The organism is Kitasatospora sp. NPDC050463, from assembly GCF_040655255.1.
Classification (GTDB): domain Bacteria; phylum Actinomycetota; class Actinomycetes; order Streptomycetales; family Streptomycetaceae; genus Kitasatospora.
The window spans coordinates 1-13,437 of record NZ_JBFAJO010000022.1 but is presented as its reverse complement, the minus strand read 5'-3'; the positions used below and the strand labels follow the sequence as shown (position 1 = coordinate 13,437).

At 76.5% G+C, this 13,437-nt stretch carries 7 protein-coding genes and 1 pseudogene; 5 read left to right on the top strand and 3 right to left on the bottom strand.

Annotated features, from left to right (window positions below; genetic code table 11):
• Positions 1-29: 29 nt before the first annotated feature.
• The gene (locus AB0J08_RS16230; protein ID WP_360633385.1) at positions 30-1,457 is read right to left on the bottom strand and encodes an MFS transporter; all 1,428 of its coding nucleotides are present in this window, start codon (positions 1,455-1,457) and stop codon (positions 30-32) included.
• A gap of 819 nt (positions 1,458-2,276) precedes the next feature.
• Here AB0J08_RS16230 and AB0J08_RS16225 point away from each other — a divergent pair.
• The 3 genes from AB0J08_RS16225 (at position 2,277) to AB0J08_RS16215 (ending at position 6,062) form a co-directional block, all read left to right on the top strand.
• Entirely contained in the window at positions 2,277-4,457 is a 2,181-nt protein-coding gene (locus AB0J08_RS16225; protein WP_360633382.1) for an asparagine synthase-related protein, read from the top strand.
• A 181-nt stretch (positions 4,458-4,638) separates the two neighbouring features.
• On the top strand, positions 4,639-5,160 hold the full coding sequence (locus tag AB0J08_RS16220; protein WP_360633379.1) for a universal stress protein: 522 nt from the start codon (positions 4,639-4,641) through the stop codon (positions 5,158-5,160).
• 197 nt (positions 5,161-5,357) lie between these two features.
• Positions 5,358-6,062 (top strand): DsbA family oxidoreductase, encoded by a 705-nt coding sequence (locus AB0J08_RS16215; protein ID WP_360633376.1) that lies wholly within the window; start codon positions 5,358-5,360, stop codon positions 6,060-6,062.
• Between the two features lie 38 nt (positions 6,063-6,100).
• On the opposite strand, the gene AB0J08_RS16210 is transcribed toward AB0J08_RS16215, so the two are convergent.
• Both AB0J08_RS16210 and AB0J08_RS16205 read right to left on the bottom strand, forming a co-directional pair.
• Positions 6,101-8,410: a sigma-70 family RNA polymerase sigma factor gene (locus tag AB0J08_RS16210; RefSeq protein ID WP_360633373.1), complete on the bottom strand. Its 2,310-nt coding sequence runs from the start codon at positions 8,408-8,410 to the stop codon at positions 6,101-6,103.
• Positions 8,411-8,746: 336 nt separating this feature from the next.
• Complete coding sequence (locus tag AB0J08_RS16205) at positions 8,747-9,667, bottom strand: helix-turn-helix domain-containing protein (RefSeq protein WP_360633370.1); 921 nt, start codon at positions 9,665-9,667, stop codon at positions 8,747-8,749.
• Between the two features lie 635 nt (positions 9,668-10,302).
• Here AB0J08_RS16205 and AB0J08_RS16200 point away from each other — a divergent pair.
• Positions 10,303-11,634 (top strand): FAD-dependent oxidoreductase, encoded by a 1,332-nt coding sequence (locus AB0J08_RS16200; RefSeq protein WP_360633367.1) that lies wholly within the window; start codon positions 10,303-10,305, stop codon positions 11,632-11,634.
• A gap of 172 nt (positions 11,635-11,806) precedes the next feature.
• A pseudogene (locus tag AB0J08_RS16195) lies at positions 11,807-13,174 on the top strand (PP2C family protein-serine/threonine phosphatase); the annotation flags it as partial.
• Between the last annotated feature and the right edge of the window lie 263 nt (positions 13,175-13,437).

The following is a 13,437-nucleotide window of genomic DNA, read 5'->3' as shown; positions in this document are numbered from 1 at the left end:
CCGTGCATCCGAATTACCGCGGGTGTCCGCTACGCCGGGGCGACGATCACCGCACGGGCCCGTTCCGTCAACTCCCGCACGCGGCGCTCGCCCTGGAAGGGTTCGAGGCGGCGGAGCATCTCGACCACGTACTCACGGCTGCGCTGCGAGGAGATCCGGCCGGCGACCTCGACGGCCCGTTCGCCAGCCGCGACCGCCGCGTCCAGGTTGCCCGCCTCGGCCTCGGCCATCGCGGAGACCACCAGTCGCAGCCCGTGCGAGCGGACGAACCCCTCGGTCGGCCGGGCCAGCGCCTCGCGGGTGAACTGGCGGACCTTGGCGGGCACTCCGAGGTCGCGGAAGCACTCGGCGGCGTCGGCGGCGAGGCGGTCGTAGGCGTAGAAGTCGATCCACGCCGGATCGGGATCCCCGGCGCGCGAACGTTCCAGCGCGCTCTCCGCGGCACCGAGCGCCGTCGCGCACGCCGCGGCGTTGCGGGCCTTGGCCTGGGCCCGTGCCTCGACCAGGTGGAAGAAGCTCATGGTGCGGGTGGTGGCCAGCCCGCGGTTGCGCTCCAGCGCGGCCTGCGCGAGGTCGACCGCCTCCTCGGCGAAGCCCCGGTAGCCGGCCTGCAGGCTCATCGAGGCCAGCACGTAGCCGCCGAGCGGGACGTCGGCAGCGGCCCGGGCGAGCCGCAGCGCCTGGATGTAGTACCGCTGGGCCGCCTCGTGCTGACCGGTGTCGAAGGCCATCCACCCGGCCAGTCGGGTGAGTTCGGCCGTCGCGCCGAACAGCGACCGGCCCACCGCGTCGCTGTAGGAGGCCAGCAGCAGCGGCGCCGCCTCCACCCGCAGACACTCCGGCACCATCGATGAACGCCAGTCCCCGCCACCGTACTTGGAGTCCCAGCGGCGGGCCTCCTGGGCGGCCTCGCGGAGCTTGGCGGCATCCGAGTGGCCGACCCGGTACGAGCCCGCCTCGGCGGGTGTGCGCGGCGCCTCGCGGGCCACCGAGCCGTCCGCCGGGTTGATCAGCCAGCGGGAGACCGGCGTCGCGTACGCCGCGACCGAGAAGGTGCCGGCCAGGCTGTCGCTCCAGCGGCCGCCGCCGGGGCCGCGCCGCAGATCGAGGTCGACCCGCCAGAGGTCGGTGGCCGAGCGGACCGCCTCGGAGACCTCGCGCGGGAAGGCCAGGCCCAGTTCGGGCGCCGGGTCGGTGTCGCCGAGGCCGATCTCCTCCAGCGGCACCGGCCGGCCGAGCTTGCCGCCGATCGCGGTGGCGATCAGGTGCGGCACCGGGCCCTGCGGGACCATGCCCTTGCTGACCCAGCGGGCCACCGAGGTCTTGTCGTAGCGCAGCGTCAACCCGCGTTGTGCGCCGAGGTCGTTGACCCGGCGGGCCAGGCCGGCGTTGCTGATCTGAGCGAGGGTCAGGAGCGTGCCGAGCCGTTCGTTCGGTCCTCGTGGGCTGACGGTCATGGTGGCGGCGGCACCTCCTGCGGCCTTGTGCGCGGGGCCCGGGCGGCACCGGGCCGTGGCTGCTGTACCTAGAGTAGTCGGACGCGTTCCGAGGGTTAAGAGGCCGCATTCCGGATGGCGGGATCGCGCACCCGGCGGCGGGCGGCGGGCGGTCCCGCCGGGTCGGGCCGGACCGCTCGGACGTGGCCGGGGGTGATCGGGCCGGCCGCGCGCCGGAGCGTCGTGCTCCGGTCCCGTGTCGATGTGCGCCCGGCCGTGCCCCCTGGCCCGACCGGCGGGTCGGCGATTCGCTGGTGGTCGTGGGTCGGCCCGCCGTCGAGGACCCGGCGGGCCGGGGGATGCCGCCGTCTCAATCCCCGCGGACGGTGGCGAAGTCCGGGAGGGCATGCGGATGCCCTCCCGGGCCGAACGACGCCTTTCGGCCATCTCGCGATGACCATGACAAAGGCGGCGAAAGGGCGGTCCGGGCCAAGGAGGGGAAGGCCCGGCCCGCCCGGCCGAGGAGCGGTCCGCCGGGGCGGTCCGGAGTGGGGGCGCGCGGCCGTGGCCGCGCGCCGTGACCGCGGTGCCGGCGGCCGGTTCGCGGTCGGGCGGGCCGGGCGGGCGGTGCCCGGGCGGTGGTCGACCGCTCTCGCCGTGGCGGCCCCGCCGGCGAATCGGAAACGTCAACTCCGGTCACGCGGCGGGCGAGCGGTGGCACGATGTGTCCTGACGGCGCGCCCGATCGCGGCGGCCGGCCGCCGCGGCGCGCCACGAGCCGGCCGGGCTGCCCCGGGAGACCGCGCCGCACGGTGCAGGTCCTCGTCCGGTGGAGGCGCGATGCGGTGGCTGACGGGCTGGAGCACGGGTGCGCCCCGGGCGGGCGCCCCGGCGCACGAGGCGCCCGGTGCGGTGGTACCGATCGCCGCGCGCCCCCTCTGGGCCGGGCCCAACCCGCTCTGGGCGGTCGGCGACTGGCGGCCCGAGGAGATCCGGCTGGTCACCCTGCGCCCCGGCGCCCCCGCCGTGGTCACCACCGGCCCCGTCGCCCCCGACCCGGTCGAGGACACCCCCGCGACCACCCGGCTCGCCGTCCTCGGCCACTGCGGCGCCTCCGACGCCGAGCTCGCCGCCGGCCTCGCCTCCGCCCGCGGCGGCGCCGTCCGCCACCTCACCACCTGGCCCGGCAGCTACACCGTCGTCCTGCGCACCGGCACCCGGTCCACCGCGCTGCTCACCGACCTGGCGGGCGCCCAGCCGGTCTTCCACACCCCCTGGGGCGACGGCACCGCGTACGCCACCGCCGCGCTCCCGCTCGCCGATCTGGTCGGCGCGCCCCTGGACACCGGCCACCTCGCCGCCCGGCTGGCCTGCCCCGAGTCGCCGGAGGCGCTCGGCACCGGCACCCCGTACCTCGGCGTTCAGCGGGTGCCGCCCGGCCACACGCTGGCCATCCGCGGTGGCCGCCCCTATCTCGCGGCGTACGACGAGCCCGGTGGCGGGCCGCAGCCGCGCGGCGAGGCGCCGGCCGTCCGCGAACTCACCCGCGCCCTGCTGGAGTCCGTCCGCTCCCGGGTCCGCACCCCCGGCGCCGGGTCCGCCGAGGCCGGCCGGGCCCGGCTGGGTGTCGACCTCTCGTACGGGACGGCCTCGGCCACCGTCGCGCTGCTCGCCGCCGCCGTCCCGCCGGCGCCCGTCGCAGCAGCGGCCGCGGCGCGGGCCGGGGCCGCCGGGGCCGGTGCGGAGACGACGTCCGGGAGCGGCGCCCGGGCCAGGAACGGTGCGGTCAAGGGCTCCTGGGCCCGGGCGTCCGCACCGGACCGGCCCGCCCCCGAGCAGCTGGCCGCCGTCACCCTCGGCGAGACCGAGGGCCCCGCCACCCTGGCGATCGCCCCGCACACCCCCCGGCTGCGGCACACGCTGCTCGCCCCCGGCCCCGACACCCTCCCCTACGCCGACCTGCGGGCCGACCCGCAGACCGGCCGCCTGACCGACGAACCCGGCCCCGAACTGGTCGCCGCCGCCCGCGCCGAGGCCCGCTTCGACGCCGGCGGCACCGACCACCTGACCGGTTACGGCGCCCGCCAGGTCCTGGACGGGCACCCGGCCCGGCTGGCCGACCTCGTCCGGGCCGGCCGGCCACGTGAACTGCTGCCCCCGGTCGCGGCCCTGGCCAGCGCCGACCGGGCGACGGCAGGCGTCCTGGCGGGCGCGCTGCGCACCCCACTCACCGTGGTCCGTGCCGCCCACCGGCTCTCCCGGATCCGGTACGCCGACGCGCTCGACGACGCCGCCGTGCGGCTGACGCTCCGGCAAGGCCCGGACGGGGACGGGACGGCGGGTGCCCGCTCGGCGGACGACCTGGTCTGGTGCGTGCCCGGACCGGCGGCCCGCTGGCTCTCCGACGAGGCGCTCTCCGCGGTCGCGCTGCGGCTGCGCCTGGCGGCGCGCGGTCCGGCGCCCGCCGAGCCACCGGGCGTGCGCCGGGCCCGGTACGCCCTCCACCGGCACGCACGCGGGTTCCGCACCCTGGTGCACGTCGCCGAGCAGCCCGGCCAGCGGCTGCACGCGCCGTTCCTGGACAACCAGGTGGTCCGTGCGACCCGGCTGCTGCCCGACGACATCCGGCTCCAGCCCGGCGCCCGGCACGCGCTGCTGCACGCCGTCCTCACCGGTGCCGGCCGGACCGACCTGCCGCCGGACTGGGGCCGCGGCCCCCGCCCCGACCGCACCGCCCCCGCCCGGGCCGGCCTGCGGCTCGCCGCCGACGGCATCGCCGAGCTCTTCGACGCCCCGCTGCTCGCCGAGGCGGGGCTGATCGACCTCCCCGCCGTCCGGGCCGGCCTCGCCCGCTCCGCCGATCCCGGCGCCCCGCTCGCGCCCGCCGTCCTGGCGGGCCTCGCCGAGCTGGTCTCCACCGAGCTCTGGCTCCGCCGGGTCCGCGCCCGCCGCCACGGCGCCTGCTGGACCGGTCTGCCGCTCGCCCGGCGCACCGCCCTGCCCGCTGCCCGCTTCGCCTGACCGCGGCGAACGGCGCGCGGGCGGGGGCGCGAACGGTGGCGGGGCGGCGCGCGGGCGGGGCCGTGGCGGGTGCGACGCACCGAGGGGTCCGACCCCTCGTCCGGCTCGGCGCGGCTCGACGGCCTCGTCCTCCGGGCGGGCGATCATGACGCCATCCCGTCCCGTCCCCGTGGAGGCCGTGGTGACCAGCGCCAGCCCGGATCCGTCCGTCCCCGTCGTGCTCTCGGTGCTCGGCCGGCCGCCGACGGGCCGCCCGCCCGGGGTGCTGGCCGCGTGCGACGGCTCGGACGGCTCGCTCTGGGCGCTGGACCGGGCGATGACCGAGGCCGAGCGGTTCGAGCTGCCGCTGTACGTGATCGCGGTGGTCAACCCGGCCCCGGCCGGTTACCCGCCGGGGATGGCCGAGCTGGTCCAGGAGAGCGTCGAGACGCTGGTCGAGAGCATGGCGGACGGCCTGCGCCGCGCGGTGGCCGCGGTGCAGCGGGCCCGGATCCGCCCGTACACGGGGCCGCTGTCGCTGCACGTGGTGCTCGGCAACGTGATCGAGGTGCTGCTCGCGGCCTCGGCCCGGCAGCACACGCTGGTGCTCGGCACCCGGGGCAACGGCGGCTTCGGCCGGCTGCTGCTGGGCTCGGTCGGCTCGGCCGCCGTCCATCACGCGGCCTGCCCGGTCCTGGTCGTCCCCGCGCCCCCGGAGCACTGAACGAGGGGTGTCCGGGCCGGGGCCGCCGTGTCGGGGGCGCCCGGGCCTGGGTTCACGCGGGGCGGGTGCGCCTGGCTCCGGAGTGCACCGCCCCCGCAGGGAGCCCGGACCTTGCGCGAGCGCCGGGAATGTCCCGAGATGGTTCACCGTTCACCTATCTCGGAACCCATCCTCCCCACCCCTGGAGAACGCCCGCCATGAAGGTCGAGATCTACTCCGACATCGCCTGCCCCTGGTGCTACATCGGCAAGCGCCGCTTCGAGCAGGCGCTGGACGGCTTCGCGGGCAAGGAGAACGTCGAGGTGGTCTACCGGCCCTACCAGCTGGTGCCGGACGCCCCGGCCACCGCGAGCCCGCACCGCGCGTGGCTGGCCGAGCGCTACGGTCCGCAGTCCGTCGCGATGGACGCGCGGGTGACCGAGCTGGGCCGCGCCGAGGGCATCGACTACGACTTCGACGCCGCGCTGCACGCGAACACCTTCCTCGGTCACCGGCTGCTCCACCTCGCCGAGACCGAGTACGGCGCGGCGGCGCAGGGCCGGCTGAAGGAGGCGCTGCTGAAGGCCCACTTCAGCGACGGGGTGGACATCGGCGACCGGTCCGCGCTGACCGGGGTGGCGGTGGCCGCCGGCCTGGACCGCGACCGGGTGGCGGCCTACCTCGCGGGCGACGAGGGTGTCGCCGAGGTGAACGCGCAGCTGGCCGAGGCCCGCGAACTGGGCATCACCGCCGTGCCGACCTTCGTCTTCGAGGGCAAGTGGGCCGTCCAGGGCGGCCAGGAGGCCGAGACCTTCCGCAAGGTGCTGGAGCAGGTCGCCGACGAGATCGGCGAGCGCCGGCCCGCGCCGGTGCCGGTCGTCCCGGCCGGCGACACCTGCGCGGACGGCTCCTGCGCCGTCTGACCCGCACGGCTCCGTGACGGAGCCCCCCGAGGCCCGTTTCAGACGCACCTGAAGCGGGCCTCGGCCCAGTCGGCCACGTTCAGCGCCGACCAGACGCCGTGCGCCGGGGTGACCACCAGCCGGATCGACGTCTGACCGGCCAGCGGCACGTGCACCCGCACCGCGTCGTCCCCGGTGGCCAGGGTGGGCGAGCGCCACAGGGTGCGGCCGTCGCCGCCCTGCACCGAGAAGACCACGCCGCCGATCGAGGTGGTGAGGTCGTCCACCCCGGCCACCGCGTCGAAGGACGCGCAGCTGCGGTTGAGGTCGATCACCGTGGTCGCGGGCGCGTGCACGGTGAGGCCGTGCGCCCGGCGGGTGCCGCCGATCGAGACGCTGTCGCGCTGCCAGAACCAGTCGCTGCCCTGCTGCCGGATGCTCGGGGTCGGTGCCAGCACCCGGTTGTTGCCGGGCTTCCGTACGGGCAGGTCGTCGGCCCAGAAGTCGGTCGGGGCCGGCGGCGTGACGATCGGGGTCGGTACCGGCGGGAGCGTCGGGACGGGCGGCACCGGCACTTCGGGCGTCGGCACCGGCGGAGGCGTCGGAGTCGGCACCACGGGCACCACGGGTACCACGGGCACCGGCGGCACCGGCGGCACCGGAGGCCCGGTCGGTCGCGGCGGGGGTGCCGGCGACGCGGGCGGCGCCGGGGAGGAGGCGACCGGACTGCTCGGCGCGGGTGGCGGCACCGCCTTGGGGGCCGGACGCCGCGTGGCGGAGGGCGAGGGCGACGGCGAGGCGGAGGGGCTCTGCGCGGGCTCCTCCACCGGCGCCGGATCCGGGGTGCTCGGCGGCGCCGCGCTCGGGGCGGGTGCCACCGGCGGCGGCGCGGGCACGGTCGGGGAGGAGGCCGGCGGAGCGGCCAGCGGGGGCTTCGGTTCGGGCGAGCCGGTCAGCGCATAGGCGGCGACGGCCGCCGCGGCCACCGCGACCGCGGCGGCGATCCCAGCCTTGGCCGCCATGCCCAGTCCCTCGCCCACCGCCGCACCGGCGCCACCGCTCCCGCCTGCCGCGCCACCGGCGGAGCCGGCCGCCGCCGCACCGGCCGTCGCCCCCGTCGTCCCGGTGGCCGCGCCCCCCGAGGCTGCCGCCGCGACCGTCCCCGCGGCCGCGCCGCCGACCGCCGCCGCGCCGCCCACGGCGGCAGCGGCGGCGCTGAAGCCGCCCACTCCGACCCAGACCAGCACGCCGCCGGGCAGCAGCGCCCGCAGGCCGTGGTTGATCTCGGACAGTTCCAGACAGGCGGCCGTGCACCGGTCGCACTCCTGGAGGTGCCGGCCGACCTCCGCGGACGCCCGCTTGCGCAGCGACCCGCGCGCGTAGGCGCCGAGCCGGGTGGCGTACGCCTCGCAGGCCCGGGCCTGGCTACCCGAGACGTGCGCCTGCAGGAAGGCCGCGGCCAGCCGGTCGCGGGCCCGGTGCGCCTGGACGGCGGTGGCGTTGGCGGTCTTGCCGAGCATCACCGCGACCGTCTTGGGGGACTCCCGCTCGACCTCGGTGTGCCAGAGCACCACCCGGTCGTCCTCGGGCAGTTCGGCGTAGGCCTGCATCACCATGCGCTGGTCGGCCAGCGCCATCGCCCAGGCATCGGCCCCCGGGTCGGCCAGGTCCAGGTCGACGGTGGCGGCCGAGGTCTGCGCGAACGTGCTGAAGTCGTCGACGAGTTGCTCGCGCCGCTCGCTGCGGGTCCAGGCGGCGGCGACGTTGCGGACGGCGGTCAGCAGATAGGCGCGGACGGCGAACTCCGGACCCTTGCCCGCCTTCAGCGCCTGCAGCGTACGGGCGAACACCTCGCCGGCCAGGTCCTCGGCGGTGAAGTTGTCCCGGCAGCAGGTCCGGGCGTAGCGGCGCACCGAGTCGGCGTGCCGGCGGTAGATCTCCTCGTACGCGGTGTCGTCGCCGGTCCGCACCCGGGCGGTCAACTCGGCGTCGGAGGCCGGGCGCTCGCCGTCCACCGGGTCGGCGGGGGCCGGTACGGTCGTTCGGCCGGGCACGCCGCTGCCGACGAAGGCCTCGGGGGCCACGCCGCCGCGGCCGGCCGGGGCCTGGCCGGGGACGCGGGTGGGCGGGAACGCGTCGGAGGCGGAGAAGATCTCGCGGCTGGGCATCCCGGCCTGGTCAGGTACCTGCCCCGAGGTGCCCGGCAGTGGACCGGGCGGTTGCCCCGGCAGCTGGCTCGACAGGTGCTCCGGCGCGCCGGAACAGCTGTCCGGACCGCCCGTCCCGCCGTTCGGTCCGTTCGGGCCGTCAGGGCCGGAGCGGCCGAAGTCGAGGCCGTAGCCGTAGTCGTTCTGTTCCTCGGCGCTCACAACGGACCCCAGATTCCACGACAGCCCCCGTAGTGCGGCAGAGCGCGCGAGAGTGCGTGAGCGCACGATTCTCCGCTGTACGGCGTCGAGGGCGCGTGAACGGCGCGCATCGGGACATTGGCTCCAACCACGGGCAAAGGATGGCATAGCGCAGAGTTGGGCGGTAGCCGGACCGCCGCGACCCACTCTTCCGAGGGGCCGTCGCGGATGTGTTCGGCGCGCCCCGGTGAACCGGTGGGGCGGCGGCCGCACCGGGCGCGCGCCCGGTCCGCGCACGCCGGGCCGACACCCAACTCCTCGGTCCGCGAGGGGTGGTGGCCGCCCCGGCACGGGCGGTCAGCGCGCCCGGAGTCCGTCCAGCAGGATCCGCAGCAGCCGATCGGCCGGACCTTCGACAGGTTGACCGTCCGTCCGCTGACCGGCTGCCGCCGGATACGAACCACCGAACGCGGCCGACACGGGCGCCGTGTACGGCTCAGCTCCCGGCACGGTGCGTGCGGCGTGCACCGGCACCGAGGCGGTCAGCACCAGCACCACGTCCGCGACCGTCACCCCCGGCCGCAGCTCCCCGGCCGCACCCGCCCGGGCCACCAGGGCGGCGAGCAACTGCAGCAGCAGCCGCGGGTCCGCGTCGGCCGCGGGCTCGCCGCCGCCGTCCGGCAGCGCTCCGGCGTGGTGCGGCTCGAACCGGCCGCCGAGGAGGCCGCCCGCCCCGGCCGGATCGCCCGAGCGCTGCTCGGGTACCCTGCCCAGCTCCTCCGCGTACCGGAAGGCCTCCGGTGGCAGCAGCCGCCCGGCGCCGGTGCTCACCGCCCGGGCCAGGTACCCGGCCAGCGACTCCCAGGCGCCACCGCCGCCGTACAGCGACTCGCGCGCCTGTGTCGTCAGCCAGGCCACCTCCTCGGCGGCGATCCGCTGGACCAGCACCTCCTTGCTCGGGAAGCGGCGGTACACCGTGCCCACCCCGACCCCGGCCCGGCGCGCGACCTCCTCCATCGGCGCGCCGTAGCCGAACTCGCCGAACACCTCGCGGGCCGCGCGCAGCACGCTCTCCAGGTTCCGCCGGGCGTCCACCCGCAGCCGGGCGCCGGACACCGGCCCGGCAGCGCCCTGCGGCGGCTCGGCCGGGTGGGGGACCGCCGCGTACGCCACCCCGGCCTGCGGTGGCAGGTCCGCGGGACCGCGCTGCTCCGGCACCACGCCCTGGCCGACGCGCGGTACAGCCGCCCGGCCCAACAGTCGCTCCTGCTCCATCATCCCAACTCTCCCCCGCAGGTGCCCGATCCCGGACCCTGCCGTCGCCCGCCCCTGCACCCCCCGGTGCAGCTCCGCCTGTCAGAAATGACCCGATGACCCATCGCTCGTTGCCGGTTATGTCGTTCGCCGCGCCCGGGTGACGCCATGACCGCACGCGCACGACGACCGCACGCGCTCGGCCACACGGACTCCGCCGCGGCCGGTGCCACCGGGCCGGGGTCGCACATCCGGCTCGGCGCGTCGGCACCGTCCGGGGCCTCGTCCGGGAACTACCCTTCCCCGGAACACCGTCCCGCAGTCGGGTTCTCGGGCCAACGATGGAACTGGCCGTAATGGCCGCTCCACGGTGCGTCGTCGCCGGTTGTCATGGCGATGGCCGCCCCGATGCACAATCCGACCATAGTTCACGGCCGTTCGAAGCCGAAAGTGCGTCAGAAACTCACCCCGGCAGCACATCTGGCACCAGGGGCGACTCCCGCCCCATTCGGCCCGGCACGGACTGTGGACAAGAGGCCCCCCGACGGTCCTTCATTGAGGGCGTGGTGGGGGGTACCCCCGGCCGAGGGCCGGGGAGAGGTCGCATCGGCAGGAGGTTCGCCATCAGAGTTCTGATCGTCGGCGGCGGCTGCGCCGGGATGTCCACGGCGCTACACCTCCAGCGCGGCCTGCGCGAGCGGCTGCACCGGGGCGAGGCGGAGATCACCGTGGTCGAGCCGCAGTCGTACCTGACGTACCACCCGCTGCTCGCCGAGGTCGCAGCCGGCTCGATCGACCCCCGTCACGTGGCCGTCCCGCTGCGCCGGGCCCTGCCGCACTGCCGGGTGCTCACCGCCCGGATCACCCGGATCGAGCACGCGACCCGCCGTGCCTGGGCCGACGCCGCCGCCCGCGGTGAGCCGCCCGCCCCGGTCGAGCTCGACTACGACGTCCTGGTGGTGGCCCCCGGCTCGATCTCCCGGACGGCGCCCGTGCCCGGCCTGGCCGAGCACGGCCTGGGCTTCTCCACCGTCGGGGAGGCGGTGGGCCTGCGCAACCACGTCCTGGAACAGCTCGACCTCGCCTCCGCGACCCGCGACCCGGCCCTTCGCCAGGCCGCGCTCACCTTCGTCTTCGTCGGGGCCGGCTACGCCGGCGTGGGCGCGCTCGCCGAGCTGGAGGACATGGCCCGGACCGCGGTCCGCGGCTACCACAACATCAGCCCCGAGGACCTGCGCTGGGTGCTGGTCGAGGCCACCGACCGGATCCTCGCCGAGGAGTCGCCCGAGCTGGCCGCGCACACCCTGGCCCAGCTGCGCGAGCGCAGCGTCGACGTCCGGCTGCGCACCAGGCTGGAGTCGGCCGCCGGCCGGGTCGTGCTGCTCTCCGACGGCAGCCGGTTCGCCGCCCGGACCCTGGTCTGGACGGCCGGGGTGCGCCCGTCCCCGCTGCTGCGCGACACGGACCTGCCGCTGGACACCTCCGGCCGGATCCGCTGTCTGGCCACGCTCCAGGCGGTCGGTCCGGACGGGCGGGCGCTGCCCGGGGTCTGGGCCGCCGGGGACTGTGCCGCCGTCCCCGACCCGGACGCGGACGGCGCGCCCTGCGCGCCCAACGCCCAGCACGCCTTCGCCCAGGCGGAGCTGCTCGCCGCCAACGTCCTCGTCGCGCTGGACGGCGGCCCCCGCGCCGCGGGCATCGCCGAGTACCGGCCGGACCGCGCGGCCTGTTCGACCTCGCTGGGCCTGGGCCGCGCCGTCGCCCACACGAGCCGCGGCGGGCGGCTCACCGGCCGGCGCGCCTGGTGGCTGCACCGGGCCCGGCATCTGCGCCGGCTGCCGAGCGCCGACCGGCGAGTGCGGGTGCTGATGGACTGGGTGCTGGGCGGCCTGTTCTCCCGGGAGGTGGTCTCGCTCGGGACGCTGGAGCACCCCCGCTCGGAGTTCGAGGCCGGATTCGGCAAGGGGATCACGGACGACCGGCCGACCTGATGGCGCCTCCGGCAACCCCGCCGCGACCGACCCGACGGCCGTGCCTGGCGCGCGCGACTTCCGGAATCGGGCCTCCGCCTGACAGGATCGGCCCGACCGAGTCATTACCCGGTGTGCCAGTCCGCACACAAAAAGTGATGATATGCCTGGAAAACGAGGAAGCGGCCGTCGTTTGAACCTCATGCGCTGGAGCGCCCGGCTCACCGGAGCCCCTTGGCGGACCGCCCCACCGACCGGGAGCGGCACCGACCAGGGCGCGCCGTCCGGCGACGGCGTCGTGGTTCCCAGCCCCCGTGACCCCACCAGCCTCGTCAGCCCGACCGAGGTGCTGGACCCGCAGCGGCCCCAGGACCTGCGCGAGGTGCTGAACCGCATCCCCGCCCCGGTCGCCGTCACCTACGGCCCGCTGCACCAGCTCGGCTACGCCAACCGCGCCTACCGCGAGCTCTTCGGCGACCGACCCACCGGGCTGCCCGCCTGCGAGGCGCTGCCCGAGCTCGGCACGATGGGCGTCCTGCCGCTGATGGACCAGGTCATCCGCGGCGGCAGCCCGCGCAGCGTCAAGGCCCGCTGCATCCTCGGACTCACCGGCAACCGCTACTACAACGTCTCCTGCGTCCCGCTCAGCCGCCATGAGAGCCGGGTCGAGAGCCGGGCCGAGAGCCGGGCCGAGAGCCGGGTCGACGGCCGCCGGGAGAGCCGGGCCGAGGTCCGGGCCGAGCCGGGGGAGGGCGAGGAGCAGAGGGACACGCTGCCCGCCGGCGTCCTCATCTTCGCCGCCGAGGTCACCGACCAGGTGCTCGCGGCCACCCGACTGCGCGAGTCCGAACGCCGCCAGCGGGAGGCCGCCGTCACCCTGCAGCGGAGCCTGCTCCCCCAGAAGCTCGACCAGCCCGCCGACCTCCGGGTCGCCGCCACCTACCAGCCCGGCGGAGCCGAGGCCGCGGTCGGCGGCGACTGGTACGACGTCATCGCCATCGACGGCGGCCGCACCGCGCTGGTCATCGGCGACGTCATGGGCCGCGGTCTGCGCGCCGCCGCCGTGATGGGCCAGCTCCGCACCGCCGTCCGCGCCTACGCCCGCCTCGACCTGCCACCGCACGAGGTGATGCGCCTGCTCGACGGCCTCGCCATGGAGATCGACGCCAACCAGATCGCCACCTGCGCCTACGCGGTCTGGGACCCTCGGCGCCACGCCCTCACCTACGCCTCCGCCGGCCACCTGCCGATGATGCTGCGCTGCCCCGACGGCACCGTCCTGCGCAGCGAGGAACAGAACGGCCCGCCCCTGGGCACCGGAGGCGGCGTCCACCTCTCGCACACCCTGCGACTGCTCCCCGGCACCATCGGCGTCCTCTATACGGATGGTCTGGTGGAGCGCCGGGACGAGGACATCGACCAGGGCCTCGACCTACTCGCCCGCACGCTCGCCGGAGCCGCCGGCGCTCCCGAGGTGATCTGTGCCCGCCTGCTCAGGGCCATGGGCGTCACCTCGGAGCACGATGACGACGTCGCGGTCCTGGCTTTTCAGCTGCCGGCCGACGAGAACCCCCCGGCCCTCCCGGAGTCGGGACCGGCACTTGACTCGATCCCCTGACAGGTCTAGTGTTCTTCGAGCTGCCTGGCTGGGAGCACCGGACACGTATCTACGCGGACGGTCCCGGGGCAGCCAATCCCTGGAAACACCACTGTCCGGTTCGGACCGGGCTGCGCTTTGTCATTTCGACGGTGCGGCTCGGGTCTTATTCGGCGTGCCTGTTTATATGGATTGCGGCCGGATTCGCCTTTCGGGGCGGGGATCGG